At 60.6% G+C, this 19,921-nt stretch carries 17 protein-coding genes; 8 read left to right on the top strand and 9 right to left on the bottom strand.

Going from position 1 to position 19,921, the window contains the following annotated elements:
• Positions 1-135 precede the first annotated feature (135 nt).
• The 3 genes from ACYZT0_RS27515 to ACYZT0_RS27505 all read right to left on the bottom strand — a co-directional run bounded on the left by ACYZT0_RS27515 (position 136) and on the right by ACYZT0_RS27505 (position 2,915).
• Positions 136-576 (bottom strand): hypothetical protein, encoded by a 441-nt coding sequence (locus ACYZT0_RS27515; RefSeq protein ID WP_462043836.1) that lies wholly within the window; start codon positions 574-576, stop codon positions 136-138.
• On the bottom strand, positions 539-1,168 hold the full coding sequence (locus ACYZT0_RS27510; RefSeq protein ID WP_462043835.1) for a transcriptional regulator: 630 nt from the start codon (positions 1,166-1,168) through the stop codon (positions 539-541). Before ACYZT0_RS27510 ends, ACYZT0_RS27515 begins: the two co-directional genes overlap by 38 nt.
• 487 nt (positions 1,169-1,655) lie before the next feature.
• Positions 1,656-2,915, bottom strand: a complete 1,260-nt coding sequence (locus ACYZT0_RS27505; RefSeq protein ID WP_462042814.1) for an IS256 family transposase — start codon at positions 2,913-2,915, stop codon at positions 1,656-1,658.
• 105 nt (positions 2,916-3,020) lie between these two features.
• Here ACYZT0_RS27505 and ACYZT0_RS27500 point away from each other — a divergent pair, with 105 nt between their 5' ends.
• The gene (locus ACYZT0_RS27500) at positions 3,021-3,395 is read left to right on the top strand and encodes a DUF6124 family protein (protein WP_462043834.1); all 375 of its coding nucleotides are present in this window, start codon (positions 3,021-3,023) and stop codon (positions 3,393-3,395) included.
• A gap of 163 nt (positions 3,396-3,558) precedes the next feature.
• Here the strand turns inward: ACYZT0_RS27500 and ACYZT0_RS27495 are convergent, their stop codons facing one another.
• The 6 genes from ACYZT0_RS27495 to pilG form a co-directional block, all read right to left on the bottom strand.
• The gene (locus tag ACYZT0_RS27495; RefSeq protein WP_462043833.1) at positions 3,559-4,017 is read right to left on the bottom strand and encodes a chemotaxis protein CheW; all 459 of its coding nucleotides are present in this window, start codon (positions 4,015-4,017) and stop codon (positions 3,559-3,561) included.
• Positions 4,010-9,916, bottom strand: a complete 5,907-nt coding sequence (locus ACYZT0_RS27490; RefSeq protein ID WP_462043832.1) for an Hpt domain-containing protein — start codon at positions 9,914-9,916, stop codon at positions 4,010-4,012. The genes ACYZT0_RS27495 and ACYZT0_RS27490 overlap by 8 nt, the downstream gene beginning before the upstream one ends.
• 51 nt (positions 9,917-9,967) lie before the next feature.
• Entirely contained in the window at positions 9,968-12,025 is a 2,058-nt protein-coding gene (locus ACYZT0_RS27485; RefSeq protein ID WP_462043831.1) for a methyl-accepting chemotaxis protein, read from the bottom strand.
• A 163-nt stretch (positions 12,026-12,188) separates the two neighbouring features.
• Complete coding sequence (locus tag ACYZT0_RS27480) at positions 12,189-12,737, bottom strand: chemotaxis protein CheW (protein ID WP_462043830.1); 549 nt, start codon at positions 12,735-12,737, stop codon at positions 12,189-12,191.
• A gap of 10 nt (positions 12,738-12,747) precedes the next feature.
• Positions 12,748-13,113 (bottom strand): twitching motility response regulator PilH, encoded by a 366-nt coding sequence (gene pilH / locus ACYZT0_RS27475; protein WP_007897961.1) that lies wholly within the window; start codon positions 13,111-13,113, stop codon positions 12,748-12,750.
• A gap of 57 nt (positions 13,114-13,170) precedes the next feature.
• Complete coding sequence (pilG, locus tag ACYZT0_RS27470; RefSeq protein ID WP_282382370.1) at positions 13,171-13,575, bottom strand: twitching motility response regulator PilG; 405 nt, start codon at positions 13,573-13,575, stop codon at positions 13,171-13,173.
• Positions 13,576-13,809: 234 nt separating this feature from the next.
• On the opposite strand from pilG, the gene gshB reads away from it, so the two are divergent.
• From gshB to ACYZT0_RS27435, 7 genes are all read left to right on the top strand, one after another.
• The gene (gene gshB, locus ACYZT0_RS27465) at positions 13,810-14,763 is read left to right on the top strand and encodes a glutathione synthase (RefSeq protein ID WP_462043829.1); all 954 of its coding nucleotides are present in this window, start codon (positions 13,810-13,812) and stop codon (positions 14,761-14,763) included.
• 77 nt (positions 14,764-14,840) lie between these two features.
• Positions 14,841-15,740: an energy transducer TonB gene (locus tag ACYZT0_RS27460; RefSeq protein ID WP_462043828.1), complete on the top strand. Its 900-nt coding sequence runs from the start codon at positions 14,841-14,843 to the stop codon at positions 15,738-15,740.
• A 254-nt stretch (positions 15,741-15,994) separates the two neighbouring features.
• Positions 15,995-16,567 (top strand): YqgE/AlgH family protein, encoded by a 573-nt coding sequence (locus ACYZT0_RS27455; protein WP_462043827.1) that lies wholly within the window; start codon positions 15,995-15,997, stop codon positions 16,565-16,567.
• Positions 16,567-17,004: a Holliday junction resolvase RuvX gene (gene ruvX, locus ACYZT0_RS27450; RefSeq protein WP_003195067.1), complete on the top strand. Its 438-nt coding sequence runs from the start codon at positions 16,567-16,569 to the stop codon at positions 17,002-17,004. Before ACYZT0_RS27455 ends, ruvX begins: the two co-directional genes overlap by 1 nt.
• 98 nt (positions 17,005-17,102) lie before the next feature.
• Positions 17,103-17,606 (top strand): bifunctional pyr operon transcriptional regulator/uracil phosphoribosyltransferase PyrR, encoded by a 504-nt coding sequence (gene pyrR, locus ACYZT0_RS27445; protein ID WP_462043826.1) that lies wholly within the window; start codon positions 17,103-17,105, stop codon positions 17,604-17,606.
• Between the two features lie 27 nt (positions 17,607-17,633).
• Positions 17,634-18,638: an aspartate carbamoyltransferase catalytic subunit gene (locus ACYZT0_RS27440; protein ID WP_462043825.1), complete on the top strand. Its 1,005-nt coding sequence runs from the start codon at positions 17,634-17,636 to the stop codon at positions 18,636-18,638.
• Positions 18,635-19,906: a dihydroorotase gene (locus ACYZT0_RS27435; protein ID WP_462043824.1), complete on the top strand. Its 1,272-nt coding sequence runs from the start codon at positions 18,635-18,637 to the stop codon at positions 19,904-19,906. Before ACYZT0_RS27440 ends, ACYZT0_RS27435 begins: the two co-directional genes overlap by 4 nt.
• The last annotated feature ends 15 nt before the right edge of the window (positions 19,907-19,921 follow it).

Genomic DNA, 19,921 nt, shown 5'->3' with positions numbered 1-19,921 from the left:
CCACGGGTTCGCTGTCGTGGGAGTCACATTAGGAGCGTTGGGTGGGGGCATCAATCAAGCAGAGAGACGGATCGTTACGATCACCGTAACGATCAAACACCGCCCCGATCGTTCCCACGCTCTGCGTGGGAACGATCAGGTCCGCGATGAACTGAAGGACGCCATCTGTTCCTGCACTCGAATCAGAAGCTGTTCAGCACTTTCCAACAACTGCGCCAACAACGCCGGATCTTCATCCATATAGCCTTCGTACTCCGCCAGGTTTCGTCGCTCATGACACAGGGCGAATAGCCGAACCTGTACTTTGCCAATATCAGCGGTATGACCCAGGCATTGGAACACCAGATATCGCTTGTCTGAACGGTAGCCACACAAGCGAAGAGCCGTCAGTGCAAGGGCATGGGCAGCGTTGTAAGCCAGGTCGAAACGACTCGCGAAGGAAAGCGCAGACGTTTGCGCGTCTTTCAATCGATCCACAGCCGAACGCATCAGCCCTTCGCATTCCTTGCGATCCGGCGGCTCAGCTTTCAGTCCACCGCTACGTAACAGGTTTTCCAGATTCTCGTTGCTGCCCATCCTTGGACTCCAAAGGGTTTCCCCCCATCAGATTGATCTTGTCCTGCTGCGCTACCCGCACGACGAAGCTATTTTCAGCGGCCAGTTTTGCGGCCCAGTCGTCGGGGGTGTAGAGGGTTGGATTGAGGACGCGGCCCAGTTGTTCCTCCAGAGGCATGAGCCGCTCCATCACTTCACTGTAGTGGAGGCTTTCGCCGATCAGCATGAGATCAATGTCACTGGATGCGTTTGCCGAATCCTTGGCGATAGAGCCGTACACAAATGCCCAAGTGATCTGTTCGGCAAAGGGTTGGAGCGCCTGACGCAGAGGTTCGGCAATACCAAAGGTTTTGCGGGCGATGCCCAGCAGTTCCGCATAGATCGGGCAGTCGGGATTGGCTTGATAGTGGGTTTGGTTGCCCTGACGGGTCATGGTCAGCACGCCTGCCCGCTGCAACCGATCCAGCTCGCGCATGAGGCTGCCTTTACCCACTTGAGCCCAGCGGGCGATCTCGTTGGTGTAAAAACTCCGGTCGGGTTTACCAAACAGCAGGCCGAGCACTTTTTGCTGGGTGGTCGTGAACAGGGCTTCGCTGAGGGAAAGGTTTTTCACAGTGGCAACCGATGAGTCCCAAAAAGGGAACGATAGGTCCCTTTTTGGGAATCTTCAACCTAGAGCAGAAACCTTTGTGGCGAGGGGGCTTGTCGGAAGGTCCGACAGCCTGGGGTTTTGTGTTTAAAAGTTTGTCCGCAGGAACGGTGAGAGGCTACGCAGTCTGGCGTCGCTGCCTACAGCATTGCCGGAACCCGCCGACTGGTGCGGTTTTGCGTTGATCTTTATCGTTTCCGGGTCGCTGCCAATTCAGCGATCGGGTCTGGAAAACCCGAAGAACAGGATCAATGCACATGACATAATGCGGCGCTCTTTTTGCTCCGTAGTTCTAAGTTATGGCGGCTGTGCGTGGGAGACCTTCGGGTCTGCCGGGTTTGATCCTTTCTCGGTTTTTCCAGTCCGCGTACAGCTGCCACCCTTTTCGTCGAGAGTGTCAGATTTTTTGTGTGCGGGCCGGTAAGGGCCTGCCGTCAGGCAGGCCTTCTTTTCAACAGCTCGGCCTGATGAATCGATCTCCGTACAAGATCGCAAATTGATTCATGGCGCTCTTCCAATCATGGGCCGCACTGCCCCAATTAGCAGTGATATTTTGCAGTGCCAGCCAGATCAATTTCGTCGCTGCATCGTCGGTTGGAAAGTGACCTCTTGTCTTGATGATCTTGCGCAACTGAGCATTGATGCTCTCGATGGCGTTAGTGGTGTAGATCACTTTTCGTATGGCTGGCGGGAAGACGAAAAACGGGATGACTCGGTCCCAGGCACGTCTCCAGGCGGCAACCACCGTCGGATATTGCTTGCCCCAAGGTCCAGCTTCGAACGCATCTAGAGCTTGCTCGGCAACTTCAGCGTTGAGCGCTTGATAGATCGGCTTCAGGGCTTTGGCCAGTTCGCGACGCTTGTCCCACGCCGCGTAATCAAGACTGTTACGGATCAAGTGGACGATACAGGTCTGCAACGTCGTCTGAGGAAATACCGCATTCAAGGCTTCTGGCATGCCTTTAAGTCCGTCAGTTACAGCAATCAAAACGTCTTCGACGCCTCGGGTCTTGAGGTCATTGAAGACCTTCATCCAGAACTTGGCGCCCTCAGTGCTCTCAATCCAGATGCCCAAAATATCTCGGGTGCCGTCCGGTAATACGCCCAGGGCCAAATAGATTGCCTTGTTGCGAACCACCCCTTCGTCACGGATTTTGACCCGCAGAGCATCGAAGAAAATGACCGGGTACATCGGCTCTAGTGGCCGCTGCTGCCAGGCACTGACTTCTTCCAGGACAGCATCGGTGACGGAGCTGATGAAGTCATGGGAGACGTCTGTCCCGTATTGCTCCGAGAGAAATGCACGAATCTCGCGAACGCTCATGCCACGGGCATACATGGCAATGATCTTGTCATCGAAGCCTGTAAAACGGCGCTCGTGCTTGGGGATCAGGATAGGAGCGAAGCTGCCATCCCGGTCTCTGGGGATGTCCAGGCGCAGCGGACCGTCATCGGTGAGCACGGTCTTGCCGCTTTTACCGTTGCGCTGGTTGCTCGAATCCTCAGGGCGCTCCGCGCCCTGAGGATAGCCAAGGTGGTGGCCGAGCTCGGCACCAAGGGCTCGCTCGATCAGCGCTTTTTTGAACGCCATCGAAGCGTCCTGAATGGCTTCCGCGCTCATTGGGCCGCTGACGAACTGATCAATCAGCTCTTTTGGAATGGCTGGAAGGTCTCGCGTGGCCTCACGGGCCGGTTTTTTCTTGATCGGCATACATGCACCTCTGCAACATGTTATGCCCGAACACAAAATTTATGACACTCCCTTTTCGTCTGGAAAACGAAAAACGGCAGCTCCATCACTACAAGGATCTTTGCCATGTTCAAACCAACTCCCAACCCGCCGGAAACCGACACCGATTCCCAAGCATCCCTCGAAGCCGAGAAACTCAAGGAAGCCGCCGACCGCGTCTTTTCCTACTACTTCCCACCCCATGAAAAACCGGGCAAGCGCCGCAAACATCACCTCTTCAGCGTCTCCCCCGATATCGACACCGAAGCCCTTCTGGCCAATGCATCCGAAGACCTGCTGTCCATCAGCGCCATTGCTGCCGATCTGGCGGACGATGTGGAAGGCTCACGCCGGTCGGTAGCCTTGGCGCTCAGCCGCATGGCGGATGGCGTGCAGTTGTTGGTTGAGCGGGCGCTGGATCACCATGAGACGGCGCAGATGAAGGCTCAGCCCAGGATTTAGCGCAGAAACCCTTGTCATGATCGTTCCCACGCTCTGCGTGGGAATGCAGCCCGGGATGCTCTGCGTCCCATCCAGAGCCGAACGCGGAGCGTCCGTTGAGGCATTCCCACGCGGACGGTTCGACGCCTCGACGTGGGAACGATCAGTTAGGGCCAGTCAACGATCAGTTGGCTAAACCCGCCTTTACGAGCAACTCCTCCAACGCCAGCAAGTCAGGGACTTTGGCCACTTGCTCCCCCACCTGCACCGCCGCCTGTTCCAGCGAACACAACGGCACATCGACATAACTCAACTGACTATCAAGCTTGTACGACCGCGGAATCCCCTGCACCAACAACGCAATAAACTTCAGCTCAGGCCGCCCACCGAGCGCGTTGAGGATGACGATCCGCGCCCGCTCGCCGATCACGATTTTCTGCCCACACGCCGACTCGAAACTCAGCAACGGAATCTGCCGATTCCTCCACGTTACCCGCCCGAGGTACCACGGCGGGGTGTCGAGGTCGAAGGCACTGGGTTGGTAATCAATGAGCTCCGCAACAGCAACGTTGGGCAGGATCAGGTTGCGGTCGGCCAAGGGCAGCAGCAGGCCGGTGAGGTTGCTGGTGCGGTGCTCACGCATGGGTTTTGCTCCACAGGGCAATGCTTTCGAGCAGCACCGATTCCTGGTACGGCTTGCCTAGGTAGTCGTTGACGCCAATGGCCATGGCACGGTCGCGGTGCTTCTGTCCGGTGCGGGAGGTGATCATGATGATCGGCAGATGCTGCAGACGTTCGTCGGCGCGTACCTGGGTCGCCACCTCGAAGCCGTCCATGCGCGGCATTTCGATGTCCAGCAGCATCAAGTCAGGCCTGTGTTCTTCAAGCAGCAGCATGGCGTCGACACCGTCCTTGGCGGTCAGCACGTTCATGCCGTGGCGTTCCAGCAGACGGCTGGTGACCTTGCGCACGGTCACCGAATCGTCGACCACCAGCACCAGCAGCGGTTTATGCGGCTCGACCTCCGCCTCCTGAGTCACTGACTGTTGCGGCACACGGGCCTGCATGGCGCGGATCGGCGCCAGCAAATCGAGAATCAGCACCACCCGCCCATCGCCGAGAATCGTGGCCCCGGACAACCCCTGCACCGCCGCAAATTGCGGGCCGAGGCTTTTGACCACGATCTCGCGAGTGCCGGCCATGGAGTCGACTTGCACGGCGATGTGCCGCTCGTTGCACTGCACCAGCAATACCGGCAGCGGCAGGCTCTGGCCCAGCAGTTTCGGGCGGTGACTGGTTTTCAGCAGTTCGCCGAGGTAGCACAGTTCATAGAGTTGCCCGGCGTACTTGTAGGTCGGCGGATCGAGCCGGTAGTGCCCTTCAAGTTCGTTGGGCAGCACGCGAACGATGCCGTCGATGGTGTTCAGCGGGATCGCGTACTGATCATCAAAGCATTGCACCATCAGCGCCCGGTTGACCGACACGGTGAACGGCAGGCGAATCCGGAAGTGCACGCCCTGCCCCGGCACAGAGTCGATGCTCATGCTGCCGCCGAGTTGCCGGACCTCTTCGTGGACCACGTCCATGCCGACGCCGCGCCCGGAAATCTGGGTGATTTTCTCGGCGGTGGAGAACCCCGGTTGCAGGATGAATTGCAGCACATCGCGGTCGCTGATGTCGCTGTCCGGGGCCAGCAACCCGCGCTTGATCGCCTTGCGCCGCACCGCGTCCAGCGGCACGCCGGCACCGTCGTCGCGGATATCGAAAATGATGTCGCCGCCCTCTCGCGACAGGTCCAGTGTGATTCTCCCCTGAGCCGGTTTACCCGCCGCGATACGCACCTCGGCCGATTCCAGGCCATGATCCACGGCGTTGCGCAGCATGTGTTCCAACGGCGCGGCCATGCGTTCAAGGACGTTGCGGTCCATCTCGCCTTCGGCATTGCCAACGATGAATTCCACGTCCTTGCCCAGTTCGCTGGAGACCTGACGGACGATCCGCTTCAAACGCGGCAGCATCCGCTCGAACGGCACCATGCGCGTACGCATCAGGCCTTCCTGCAATTCGGTGTTGATGCGGCCCTGCTGTTGCAGCAGGTTTTCCGCGTCCTGATTGCGTCGGTCGAGGGTTTCCTTGAGGTCGAGCAAGTCGGAGGCCGATTCGAACAGCGCGCGCGACAGTTGCTGCAACTGTGAGTGGCGGTCCATTTCCAGCGGATCGAATTCTTCGTAGCCCAGGCGTTCGGCTTCGACTTGCTGGCGGCTGAGAATCCGCCCCTGGGTTTCAGTGTCGAGACGACGCAACTGGTCGCGCATGCGCTCGATGGTGGTTTCCATCTCGCTCAGGGTCACGCGTGCATCATTGACCTGTTGTTCGATCCGGCCACGGAAGATCGACGTTTCGCCGGCCAGGTTCACCAGGTCGTCGAGCAGTTCAGCCGAGACCTTGACCATGTCCCCGCCGGCATCGGGTTGCGGTGCGGGCGTCTCGATTTTCGGCGTTGCGGACACCGTGACCGGTGCCGGTGTTTCGGGCACTGCCGGATGACAGAAATTCTTGATCGCGTCGATCAGTCGATCGGCCGGCGGCAAAGGCTGACCGGCACGGGCCGCATCGAGCATCTGCGCCAGTCGGTCGTGGCTGCTTTGCAACAAGTCGAATAACGCGGCGGTGGATTGCAGTACGCCAGCCGAGAGGCCTTCGTAGAGAAATTCCAGCTCATGAGCGAGGTCGCCAATCGGCGCGATTTCCACCATCCGCGCACCACCCTTGAGGGTGTGCAGGTCACGCAGCAGGGTTTCCACTTCCTGACGATTCGAAGGCTCGGCCTGCCAGCGCACCAGCGCCGCGCCGGAGTTTTCGATGATGTCGAAACCTTCCTCGAGGAAGATATCCAGAAGCTCCGGATCATGGCCCGGCGAATCCTCGGCCCGTGCAGGTTCGATCGTTTCAACAGCGATGACATTGCCCTGGCGAAACGCGCGAATGGCCTCGATCAGCTCGTCCGGATCGCCCAATGGCTGCTGGTTCTGCAACTGATCAAGCAGCTGTGCGAGCCGGTCATGGCTTTGTTGCAGCAGTTGCGCCAACGCTTCGCTGTAGGCGTAGCGGCGGTCCACCAGACCTTCGTAAAGGCTTTCCAGGTCTTGGGCCAGATCACCGACCGGCTCGACCTCGGCCATCCGCGCGCCACCCTTGAGGGTGTGTAGATCACGCTGTAACGACAACAACGGAGCGCCGTTGTCCGGGTCGCTCAGCCAGCGCTGCAAAGCCTGGCCAGTGCTTTCGAGGATATCCACCGCCTCTTCGAGGAAGATCGAAACGATCTCATCGTCCAGCTCAACCTGAGTCGCGCTCTGGGCCAGTTCGGCCGTGGCGCTGCCCAGTTCCCGAATGCTCAAGGTACGGCTGCCGTCACTGCGAATCAGCCCCATCGCCGACGGATCGAGACTCGCATCCAGCAAACCACGCAAGGCCCGAACCCGCTCCGGTTGCGCGCTGACTTCCTGCCCCGCGGCCAGTTCGTCGAGCATGTTGATCAGCGCTTCGTGGGCACTTTGCGCCTCGTGGAAAAACGCCTCGCTGACCGCCAGGCTACTTTCTTCCACCGCACCGTAGAGATCGAGCAACGCTTCGCACAGCTCATCCACCGGATGCAGGTCGGCCAGGTGAGCGCCCTCGCCCAGGGTGGTCAATTCATCCAGCAGCGCGCTGAGTTCCTGACGCTCGCCGGGATGTTGCTGCCAGCGCTGCAACAGGCTTTCGGCGTCGAGCAGGATGTCCATGCCTTGCGCGAGGAAGTTATTGATCAGTTGCGGATCACGCCTGATGCGCAACCCGGTATTCGGTGCACTCAGGAGGGTTTCCAGACGCTCGGCCAGCAATGCCTGGGTTCGTTCGATCAAGGAGCGGGCGCCGGGAATCTCCGCCAGTGGATCAGTCTTGAGCTGGCGGAGCCCGAGACGGAACAGTCCTTCGGCTTCCAGCAACAGTTCGACTTCGTCCAGGTCCAGGGCGATCTGGTGCGCCTTGTACTCCCGGGCCAGATGATCCAGTGGCTTCGCCAGCTCGGCAATCGGCAGTACGCCGGCCATGGAGGCGCTGCCCTTGAGGGTATGCAGTGCCCGCTGCAACTCGTCGCTGGCCTGCAGTGGCACGTGCTCGGCGGCTTGATCGAGGAAGCGGTTGAGGCTGCCCAAGTGGGTTTCGGCTTCGTTGCGGAAGATCTCAAGCAGCAGCGGATCGAGGGCTGCGACGTCCTGTGCGTCTTCATCGAGTATCGATTCATCGCCCTTGGCCAAGGCATGGGCGCGTGCGGCCAATTGGTCGACATCGTTGCGCTGGCGCTGGGTATTGCCAGCAAACTCGGCCACCAGTTCCGGTAGCAGATTCAGCGCATCGCCCAGCAGTTGCTGCACCGCCGGCCCCGGTGAAACGCTGTGTTCCAGTACGCGGTTGAGCAGGTTTTCCATCGCCCAGGCCAGTTCGCCCAGCACCAAAGCGCGGACCATCCGGCCACTGCCTTTCAACGTATGGAACGCCCGGCGCAGTTCGCTCAAGGCCGATTGACTGTCGGGATTGGCCGACCAGCGCGGCAGGTATTCCCGGAGGATTTCCAGGACTTCATCGGTTTCTTCGAGGAAGACTTCCCGCAGTTCATCGTCCACCGGCTCTTCACCGGCGGGTGGCGGCAACAGGCTTCCCGGGGTGGTCAGGGCGGGCGGGTTGACGCAAGACACGGGGCTGGCCAAGACATCGGCCAGAGACTGGACGGTGTCAGGGTCGTCCAGTTCCTGCAGATTCTGCATGACCTGCGCTTCACTCGGGCTGAGCACATCCTCAAGCACCGGAACCTGCTGCTCGCTGGGGAAAAAGCCGAGTGATGCCAGGCTTTTTTCCGCGACATCGAGCAACTGCTCACCGGGCGCTTCGGGGTCGTCGCTGAGGCGCTCCAGGTAATACTCGATGCTGGTGACGACGTCGGCCAGGTTGTCCAGTTCCTGCCAGCCGGGGTGATCCGGATCCAGCAACAGGTGCTCGCGGATGAAGTGGTTGCACGTTTCGATCAGGCTCGCCGCACGGCTCAACGGAATCATCGCCAGCGCACCGCGCACCTGGGTCAGCAAGGCCGGTAGCGGCTGCAAGTGCTGGCGGTCCCAGTCGGCGTCGATGTAGTCGACGATCATGTCCTTGGCCTGTTGCAGGCAGATGCGCGCTTCCTTGATCACGATCTGATGGATCTGTGTCAGGTCGATGGTCGGCAGGCGGCTTTCTTCCTGGCTTTCCGGTTCGACGGTGCCGACCATGCCGGCGAGGGTCGCTTCGACGTAGAGCAAGGCACCGGCGACGTCCATGAGGATCGCGTCGTTGGGCTCACGCTGGCCCTGGGCGAGGCTCAGCACCACCGCCAGTTGATCAATGATGACCTTGCGTGGCTGTCCGAAACCGAGCACCGCCAGGGTGTCGGCGATTTGCCGCAGTGGCGCCAGCAGGCTTTCGAGGTCAGAAGTGTGTTGGCGGTCACTGCGCACGAACAGGTCCAGGCGCTCCTTGACCCTCACCAGCTCTTCGCACAGCGCGGCCAGCACCGAACGCATGGCATCGCGGTCGGGACCGGCCAGCCGTGCTCGTTCTTCGTCGACCATCGCGCTGTCAGGCAGCGCGTCGTCCAATCCGTAGCGATCTTTCATGGTCAGCATCTGCCCGGTGGGATGTTCGGCCTTGGCAATGTAGAACAGCAAACTCTTGAGTAGATCCAGCGGCGCCGGCTGATTGATTCCGCGCATGCCCTGCTCGAGCAGGCGCTTCAGCTCTTTGTCGGCGTCCTTGAACAGGCTGCGCAACGCCGGACTGTTGGCGATCGAGCCGCCGCGCATGCCTTCGACCAGCGCCGAGGCGACTTGCCACAACGGGCTCAGCGGTGCGTTGCCGCACAATCCTTCGAGATGCGTAAAAACCCTGGTCAGATAATCGAGGTTGGTTTCGCCGTCCTGCTCACGCAGCAATCCGACCAGGGCCATCTGCAACATTTGCCGCAACTTGCGCAGCACGTTCGGTAAATCGGCCGGCTCCAGCAGCGCCAGCGACTCTTGGTCCAGCGGTGGCAGGTCCGGCAATTGCGGGCTGAACAGGCTGGTTTCCGTCAACAGGCTTTCGCCACGGGCGCTGCGCAGATCGTTGAGCAGCGGCAGCACCACCAGCGGCAAGTCGCGACGGGCGCTTTGCACCCGGTCGAGGTAAATCGGCAGCTGCCCAAGCGCTTGCAGCAATAGATGGATCGACTCATCGCGATGACTGACGCGGTTCTGCTGCAAGGCGATGGTCAGCTGTTCCATCTCTTCGGCGAGCAGCGCCGCGCCGTAGAACTCGACCATCTGCAAACTGCCGTGAACCTGATGGACGCAGGCCAGGCACTCACTGAGGGCATACGTCGCCTGCGGGTCATCAAGCAGGGTTTCGATGGCCTGATGAGCCACTTTCAGCGTTTCGGCAATTTCGCCTTTGACCCACTCGAGGGCCACATAGTCGTGCCGATCACCCATAACCACTCCGCTCACTGCTCTACTCAAAAAAAGCAAACGCCCGCGGGCGTTTCACACTTTATCCGCGGCCTGCGCCTTGGCGGCCGGCAAGGTGAAACCTGACACCGAACGCCGCAGCTGGCTGGCCATTTTCGCCAGGTTACCAATGCTCTCGGCGGTGGCGGTGGAGCCGGACGAAGTCTGCGTGGTGATCTGCTGGATCACGTTCATCGTCAGGGAAATCTGACCGGCCGAAGACGTCTGTTGCTGCGCTGCGTTGGAAATACTCTGGATCAACGCAGCGAGGGTCTTCGACACGCCTTCGATTTCTTCCAGGGCCACTCCGGCATCCTGCGCCAGTCGCGCGCCGCGCACCACTTCGGTGGTGGTCTGTTCCATGGAAATCACGGCTTCGTTGGTGTCGGTCTGAATCGCTCGCACCAGGGTTTCGATCTGTCGGGTGGCGGCAGAGGAGCGCTCGGCCAGCCGCTGGACTTCATCGGCGACCACCGCAAAACCGCGCCCGGCATCACCGGCCATGGAAGCCTGAATCGCCGCGTTGAGCGCAAGGATGTTGGTCTGATCGGCAATGTCATCGATCAGGCTGACAATGTCGCCGATTTCCTGAGAGGACTCGCCGAGGCGCTTGATGCGCTTGGCGGTGTCCTGAATCTGCTCGCGAATATTGTCCATGCCGTGGATGGTGTTGTGCACCACCTCATTGCCCTTGTTGGCGATTTCCACCGAACGCTCGGCCACCGCTGAGGATTCGGCGGCGTTGGCCGAGACCTGGTCGATAGACTGGGCCATGTCGTTGATCGCGGTGGAGGCTTCGGCAATCTGCTGCGCCTGATGCTCCGAAGCCTGCGCCAGGTGCATGGCGGTGGCCTGGGTTTCCTGCACGGCGGCAGCGACCTGGCCAGCGGTGAGGTTGATGGTCGCCACCAGATCGCGCAATTGGTCCACCGAATAGTTGATCGAGTCGGCGATGGTCCCGGTGAAGTCTTCGGTCACCGAGGCGGTCACGGTCAGGTCGCCGTCGGCCAGGTCTTCGATCTCGTCGAGCAGGCGCATGATCGCGTTCTGGTTGCGCTCGTTTTTCTCGGCCGTTTCGCGCAGCTGACGATTGGTTTCACGGACCATCACCAGACCAATGAGGATGATCGACATCAGCGCCAACAGACCCAGCACGTAGCCGCCAATGGTGTCGGTGTCGCGCCCGCCGGCCAGGTTTTCGAAACGGCTGGCCAGGTGCGAGGCTTCGTCGAGCAGGGTTTGCGACAGGCTGAAAATATTGGTGGCCGATTCGCGGACCTTGAACAGCTCCGGCGAGGTTTCGAGGATTTCATCCACCGAACCCGAGACGAATTCGAACAGCTCGGAAATTTCGGTCAACCGCGCGCGCGCGTCACGGTCTTCAACCTGGCTGACCTTTAGTGACGGATTGCCCTGGAGCATGCCGTTGAGCACCTGGCCGAATCGCGCAGCATCGCGACCGAAGGCGTCGGCGGCCTGCTGCGAATTTTCATCGCCGGACAACACGGTGTTCACCGCACCGAGAATCCGCTCAGCCAAAAGCGATTGTCGTTGGGCCACAGCGACCTGTGCGGCCGGGGCACCGCGCTGGAGGAGAATTTCGACGACCTTTTCGTACTCGACCTGCAACTGCGGCACCGTTTCGGCCAGGGTCGCGGCGACTTGATGCAGCGACAGTACGGTCTGTTCGCTGGAGAGGATCGCGTCAGTGTTTTTCAGCAGGCGTTCCCAGTCCAGTTGCACGGCGCGCATTTCCGGGCGCACGGTGGAAGGTGCCGGTGGCAGGCCGGTGGAGGGATCGCCTTTCTTCAAATAGCCCCAGCGTTGGGCAAAGTCATTGCGCGCATCGCTCAGCAGTTTGAACGCCGCTGCCTTGCCTGCAGCGGCTTCGGTGGCGTTCTTGGCAATGCGCTGAGACAGCACGCGCAGCTCACCGGCGTGGCCGATGTACTGTTTGTCGTACGTGGCCTGGGTATTGAGGTAAGCGAAGTTGGCGAACAGCAGCATGATGAAAACGATCAGCGCGATAAACAGCGCGATGATCTGTGACCGGCTGCGCGACCCTTCTGGCTTGCCTGTTTTTGCTTTTATCATCAGTCCTCGCCTGTGCTGCCCAATTCAACCCACGCCCCTGTAGGAGCGAGCGGTGCGGCGATCCGACTTGCCCGCGAAGCAGGCGCTGCGGTCTTACAGGAACACCGCATTATCGTTCTTCGCGGGCACGCCTCGCGCCTACAGGATTGCGGCGCCACCGTGGTTACACCGCTACATGCATAAAGCTTTGTGACTGCGCCAATGCAAACGGGCTGAACACCTGCCAGTTCTGCTCGCGCTGAAACCGGCCTTTGATGAACGGGGCAATCGGGCCGCTCAAGGTATCTACCCGCTCCAGACTGTCCTGGGCAAAGTGCTGCAAGCCGAAAACCTCATCGACCATCAACCCGGCAAACACGTCGTTGTGCTCCACGACCAACACCCGCCGCTGCCTACGCACCGCCGACAGTTCATGGCCAAGCTCATGACCAGAAAAGAAGCCACACAGATCAATGATCGGTAACAGACGCCCGCGCAAGTTGGCCACGCCCTTGACCCAGGTTCTGACCCCTGGCAGCTGGGTGAACCGCGGCTCATGCAAGACTTCACTGACTTCGCCCATGGGCGCGACGTACCAGTGCTCGCCCAGCCGAAAGCCGATGCCGCTCCAACTGTCTTGTCGGGTCGGCTGGGACGGCAAGTCCGCCGCCAGCAGACGACAACGCTGGTCGATCTGCAGCAGCAGTTCGAAGGCAGTCAGCGACTCGGTCATGGCTGGACGATCAACCGGCCAGCACGTTGTTCAGGGTCTTGATCAGGGTGTCTTCGTCGACCGGTTTGGTCAGGTAATCCTTCGCGCCCTGGCGCGTGCCCCAGACTTTGTCGGTTTCCTGATCCTTGGTGGTGATGATGATCACCGGGATGTGCCCGGTTTCCGGGTCTTTGGTCAGCTGGCGGGTCGCCTGGAAACCATTGAGGCCGGGCATGACGATGTCCATCAGCACCGCGTCGGGTTTTTCCTGACGGGCCAGCGCCACGCCGTCGGCACCGTTTTCGGCTTTCAACACTTCATGACCGTGCTTTTCCAGCATGCCGGTCAGTTTGTACATTTCAGTCGGCGAATCATCGACGATCAGAATACGTGCCATGGTCTTCCCCATTCTTGTCGACGCCGGGCCCGCTGGCCGAGCATCACTGTGCGTGTCCTAGTGCGGCAAAACGGCGGCGAAGCCCGGTACATGGGCCTGGATCGCGTTCAGCAGTTCTTCCTTGCTAAAGGGCTTGGTCAAAAACTGGTCGGAGCCGACGATGCGCCCCTTGGCCTTGTCGAACAGCCCGTCCTTGGACGACAGCATAATCACTGGCGTGGACTTGAACGCACTGTTGTTCTTGATTAAAGCGCAGGTCTGATAGCCATCCAGACGCGGCATCATGATGTCGACAAAGATGATGCCGGGGTGATTGTCGGCGATCTTGGCCAGGGCATCGAAACCATCGATGGCCGTGATCACTTCACACCCCACGTTCTTCAACAGCGTTTCGGCGGTGCGGCGAATCGTCTTAGAGTCGTCGATCACCATGACCTTCAAGGCGCTGGAATGCTGTTCCATAAATGCTCTGCCGTCGCCTTTGCGAATCAAATTGTCCGTTTGCGGGTAATCGCGGGCTCGAACCCTTGATGCTCAAGGGCCAGCACGACATGGCAGTCTTTTTAGCACAGTCTCTAGATCCAATCTATCGGGCGACCTTTACGGTGGTTTTTCCTTGACCGGGAACACACCGGGCGCCAATCTGACGCCACTTTTTCATGTCCATTCGGGCACCCAAATTTCGAGGAATAACCCATGAGCGTTCGCGTCGGGATTGTCATGGATCCTATTGCCAGCATTTCCTATAAAAAGGATAGCTCGCTGGCCATGCTGCTGGCCGCACAGAAGCGCGGCTGGGAACTGTTCTATATGGAACAGAGTGATTTGTACCAGGCCGAAGGTGAAGCGCGTGCACGGATGCGTCCGCTAAAAGTCTTCGCCAACCCGCAAAAATGGTTCGAACTTGAAGCCGAGACCGACGCGCTGCTGAGCGACCTGGACGTGATCCTGATGCGCAAGGATCCGCCGTTCGACATGGAGTTCGTCTACTCCACTTACCTGCTGGAGCAAGCCGAGCGTGCTGGCGTATTAGTGGTCAACAAGCCGCAAAGCCTGCGTGACTGCAACGAAAAACTGTTCGCCACGCTGTTTCCGCAGTGCACGCCGCCGACTATCGTCAGCCGTCGCCCGGACGTACTGCGTGAATTCGCCGATCATCACGGCGACGTGATCCTCAAGCCGCTGGACGGCATGGGTGGCTCATCGATCTTCCGTCACACCGCTGGCCATCCGAACCTCTCGGTGATCCTCGAAACCCTGACCCTGCATGGCAAACAGCAAATCATGATTCAGGGTTATCTGCCGGCCATCGTTGACGGTGACAAGCGCATCCTGATGATCGACGGCGAGCCGGTGGATTACTGCCTGGCGCGAATTCCTGCCGCCGGTGAAACCCGTGGCAACCTCGCCGCCGGTGGCCGTGGCGAAGCCCGACCGCTGACCGAGAAAGATCGCTGGATCGCCGCACAAGTCGGCCCGACCCTGCGCGAGAAAGGCCTGCTGTTCGTCGGCATGGACGTCATTGGCGAGCATCTGACGGAAATCAACGTCACCAGCCCGACCTGCATTCGCGAGATTGATAATGCGTTTGGCACCGACATCGGCGGCCTGCTGATGGATGCCATCGATCAGAAGCTCAAGGCTCGTTGATATAGAACAGCCAAGAAACGACCAACATTGCGTTATCATCCGCGGCCTGTGAAAAACGCGATGTTGGTTTTTTTGTCATGACACTCCCGTCCGATCTGCCCGCCGAACTCGCCCACCGTGGCGTGCGCCCGGCCGATCGCCTCGGTTTTACCCTGTTTCTCGCGGCGCTGATTCACCTGGCCTTGCTGTTGGGTGTCGGGTTCACCATGGTCGAACCCAAGCAAATCAGCAAAACCCTGGAAATCACCCTCGCCACCTTCAAGAGCGAAAAGAAGCCTGAAAAAGCCGATTTCCTCGCCCAGGAGAATCAGCAAGGCAGCGGCACCCTGGATAAAAAGGCGATTCCCAAGACCACCGAGGTCGCGCCTTTCCAGGACAACAAGGTGCAGAAAGTCACCCCACCGCCGGCAGCCAAGCCCGAAGTGCGGGAAGCGGCGCCCAAGGCAGCCGTGACGACCGTCGCACCGAAGCCGAAAAAAGCCGCAGCCAAAACCGAAGAACCCAAGCCCGTCACCAAACCCGCAGTGGCCGCTCCGACGTTCGACAGTGAACAACTGTCCACCGACATTGCCAGCCTGGAAGCAGAACTGGCCAACGAACAACAGTTGTATGCCAAGCGCCCGCGCATTCATCGCCTGAGCGCCGCGTCGACCATGCGTGACAAGGGTGCCTGGTACAAGGACGAATGGCGCAAGAAGGTCGAGCGGATCGGCAACCTGAATTATCCGGATGAAGCCCGACGCCAACAGATCTACGGCAATTTGCGTCTGATGGTTTCGATCAACCGCGACGGCTCGCTCTATGAAGTGCTGGTGCTCGAGTCATCCGGGCAACCGCTGCTGGATCAGGCCGCCCAGCGCATCGTGCGGCTGGCGGCACCGTTTTCGCCGTTTACCGGGGATTTGTCGGATATCGATCGTCTGGAAATTATTCGGACCTGGAAGTTTGCTCGCGGGGACCGGTTGTCCAGCAACTGACCAGCGCAAAACCCCTGTGGGAGCGGGCTATGTGGTGAGGGGGATTTATCCCCGTTCGGCTGCGCAGCAGTCGTAAAACCATTGCATGCGTTGTGTCAGACACAACGGGGTTGCAAGCTTGGGGTCGCTTCGCGACCCAACGGGGATAAATCCCCTCGCCACACAAGCTCGCCCCCACATTTGATCTGTGTCGACTGTCAAATTGCGGCATCCCCAGCTTGTCAGTTCGCCCCTCCAACGCCACACTAGCGCTCATGAAGAACGTCAGCCCCAGCTACCTCAAGCATCAATTCCTGATCGCCATGCCTCACATGGTCGACCCGAACTTTGCGCACACCTTGACCTACATCGTCGAGCACACGGCCAATGGTGCCATGGGGCTAGTGGTCAATCGTCCGCAAGACCTCAACCTGGCCGATATCCTCGAGCAACTGCGCCCCGACATCGAACCGCCGGTGCTCTGCCAGCATGTGCCGATCTTCATCGGCGGCCCGGTGCAGACCGATCGCGGCTTTGTCCTGCACCCCTCGGGCAAGACGTTTCAGGCAACCGTTGATCTGGAGGGCGACCTTTCCTTGTCCACCTCCCAGGATGTGCTGTTCGCCATCGCTGACGGCGTCGGCCCGGCAAAAAGCGTGATCGCCCTCGGATACGCTGGCTGGGAAGCCGGGCAGCTTGAAGCCGAACTGGCCCAGAATGCCTGGCTGACCTGCCCCTTCGAAGCCGATATTTTGTTCAACACCAGCAGCGAACTGCGCCTGGAAGCAGCGGCCAAGCACCTGGGCGTCAATCTCAGCCTGCTGACCAGCCAGGCGGGGCACGCCTGATGGCCCTGCGTCTGATTTTGGGTTTCGATTACGGCACCAAACAGATCGGCGTTGCGGTCGGCCAGGTGATTACCGGCCAGGCCCGCGAGCTGTGCACCTTGAAGGCACAAAATGGTGTTCCCGACTGGAATCAGGTCGAAGCCCTGATTAAAGAGTGGAAGCCTGATGCCGTGGTGGTTGGCCTGCCCTTGAACATGGACGGCACACCGAGTGACATGTGCCTGCGCGCCGAGAAATTCGCCCGCCGCCTGAACGGCCGCTACAACTTGCCCTTCTATACCCACGACGAACGCCTGACCACGTTTGAAGCCAAGGGCGAACGGCGTGATCGCGGCGGGCAAAAAGGCAGTTACCGCGACAACCCGGTCGATGCCATCGCCGCCGCCCTGCTACTGCAAGGCTGGCTCGACGAAAACACCGCACTGTTCGAGTCCTGACTGCATCTAATTCTAAAGAGCCGCTGTAAGCGACTCTCTATAGCGAAAACCCGAGCCAAACCCCGCACACACCGGCTCGGGCCCAAGAAGGAGCAACCATGAGCCTGCCCAATCCCGCCGAACTGATCAGCCAGATGGCGATCCGTCTCAAGGCACATCTGGAACACCGTGGCATCAGCGAACCGCGTTACATCGGCATTCGCACCGGCGGCGTCTGGGTCGCCCAGGCGTTGCTCGATGAACTGGGCAGCGGCTCGCCCCTGGGTACCCTCGACGTGTCCTTCTACCGCGATGACTTCAGCCAGAACGGCCTGCACCCGCAAGTGCGCCCGTCCGCGCTGCCGTTCGAGATCGAAGGCCAGCACCTGGTGCTGATCGACGACGTGCTGATGAGCGGTCGGACCATCCGCGCCGCCCTGAACGAACTCTTCGACTACGGTCGCCCGGCCAGCGTGACGCTGGTGTGCCTGCTGGACCTGGACGCCGGCGAGCTGCCGATCCGCCCGAATGTGGTCGGCGCGACCCTGTCGCTGGCGGCCCACGAGCGCGTGAAGCTGTCCGGCCCGGAGCTTGCGCTCGAACTGCAAGACCTCGCCCTTTAATTTGCCCTATTGAGAGTCCCCCTCGCGATGACGCCTCTAGAAACCAAGCGCCCGCTGCAGCTCAATGATCAGGGCCAGCTGCGCCACTTCCTCTCGCTCGACGGTTTGCGCCGCGAGTTGCTGACGGAAATCCTCGACACCGCCGACTCGTTCCTCGAAGTCGGCGCCCGGGCGGTGAAGAAAGTCCCGTTGCTGCGCGGCAAGACCGTGTGCAACGTGTTCTTCGAGAACTCCACCCGCACGCGTACTACTTTTGAACTGGCGGCCCAGCGGTTGTCGGCGGACGTGATCACGCTGAACGTGTCCACGTCGTCGGCGAGCAAGGGCGAAACGCTGCTCGACACCCTGCGCAACCTTGAAGCCATGGCCGCTGACATGTTCGTCGTGCGCCACGGTGATTCCGGCGCGGCGCACTTCATCGCCGAACATGTCTGCCCGCAAGTGGCGATCATCAACGGTGGCGACGGACGTCACGCCCACCCGACTCAGGGCATGCTCGACATGCTCACCATCCGTCGGCACAAGGGCGGCTTCGAAAACATCTCGGTGGCCATCGTTGGCGACATCCTGCACTCGCGGGTGGCGCGCTCGAACATGCTGGCCCTGAAAACCCTCGGTTGCCCGGACATCCGCGTAATCGCGCCGAAAACTCTGCTGCCGATTGGCGTCGAGCAATACGGCGTGAAGGTCTACACCGACATGACCGAAGGCCTGAAAGACGTCGACGTAGTGATCATGCTGCGCCTGCAACGCGAGCGCATGACCGGCGGCCTGTTGCCGAGCGAAGGCGAGTTCTACCGCCTGTTCGGCCTGACCACCGCGCGCCTGGCCGGCGCCAAACCGGATTGCATCGTCATGCACCCGGGGCCAATCAACCGCGGGGTGGAGATTGAGTCGGCAGTGGCCGACGGCCCGCATTCGGTGATCCTCAACCAGGTCACCTACGGCATCGCGATTCGTATGGCCGTGTTGTCCATGGCCATGAGCGGGCAGACTGCCCAGCGCCAATTCGAGCAGGAGCACGCCCAGTGAAGCTCAGCATTCTCGGCGCCCGCGTCATCGATCCAAGCAGTGGCCTGGATCAAGTTACCGATATTCATGTTGAAGCCTGCAAGATCGTCGCCCTTGGCGCGGCACCGGCCGGTTTTGTCCCCGTCGAGACCCTCGACGCCAAAGGTCTGGTGGCCGCGCCTGGCCTGGTTGACCTGAACGTCGCCCTGCGCGAGCCGGGTTACAGCCGCAAAGGCTCGATTGCCAGCGAAACCCGCGCCGCCGCCGCCGGTGGCGTCACCAGCCTGTGCTGCCCGCCGAAAACCAAACCGGTGCTGGACACCTCGGCCGTGGCCGAACTGATCCTCGACCGCGCCCGCGAGGCCGGCAACACCAAAGTCTTCCCGATCGGCGCCCTGAGCAAAGGCCTGGACGGCGAACAGCTTGCAGAGCTCGTTGCGCTGCGTGATGCCGGCTGCGTGGCTTTCGGCAACGGCCTGGAGAGCTTTCGCAACACCCGCACGCTGTGCCGGGCGCTGGAATACGCCGCCACATTCGACCTGACGGTGATTTTCAACTCTCAAGACCATGACCTGGCCGAAGGTGGCCTGGCCCACGAAGGACCGACCGCCAGCTTCCTCGGGTTGCCGGGCATTCCGGAAACCGCTGAAACCGTGGCCCTGGCCCGGGACCTGCTGCTGGTCGAGCAAAGTGGCGTGCGCGCGCACTTCAGCCAGCTCACCAGCGCTCGTGGCGTGGAGCTGATCGCTCAGGCCCAGGCTCGCGGGCTGCCGGTGACCGCCGATGTGGCCTTGTATCAGCTGATCCTGACTGACGAAGCGCTGATCGACTTCAGCAGCCTCTATCACGTCCAGCCGCCGCTGCGCACCCGCGCCGACCGCGACGGGCTGCGTACAGCTGTGAAATCGGGTGTGGTGTCGGCGATCTCCAGTCATCACCAACCCCACGAGCGGGACGCCAAACTGGCGCCGTTCGGTGCCACCGAGCCGGGCATCAGCAGCGTTGAACTGCTGCTGCCGTTGGCGATGACACTGGTGGAAGACGGTTTGCTGGACCTGCCAACGCTGTTGGCGCGCTTGAGCACCGGACCTGCCGAGGCATTGCGCCTGCCGGCGGGCAAACTGGCGGTGGGTGGACCGGCGGACATCGTGCTGTTCGATCCGGCGGCTTCGACCGTGGCCGGTGAAACCTGGCTGTCCAAGGGCGAAAACTGCCCGTTCATTGGCCACAGTTTGCCGGGTGTGGTGCGCTACACCCTGGTGGACGGGCGGATTAGCCACCAGGCGTAAGACCTGTGGCGAGGG

The sequence above is a fragment of the Pseudomonas sp. ZS1P83 genome (assembly GCF_054897825.1).
The sequence above is the reverse complement of the archived record's forward strand: the minus strand, read 5'-3'. Positions and strand labels throughout refer to the sequence as shown.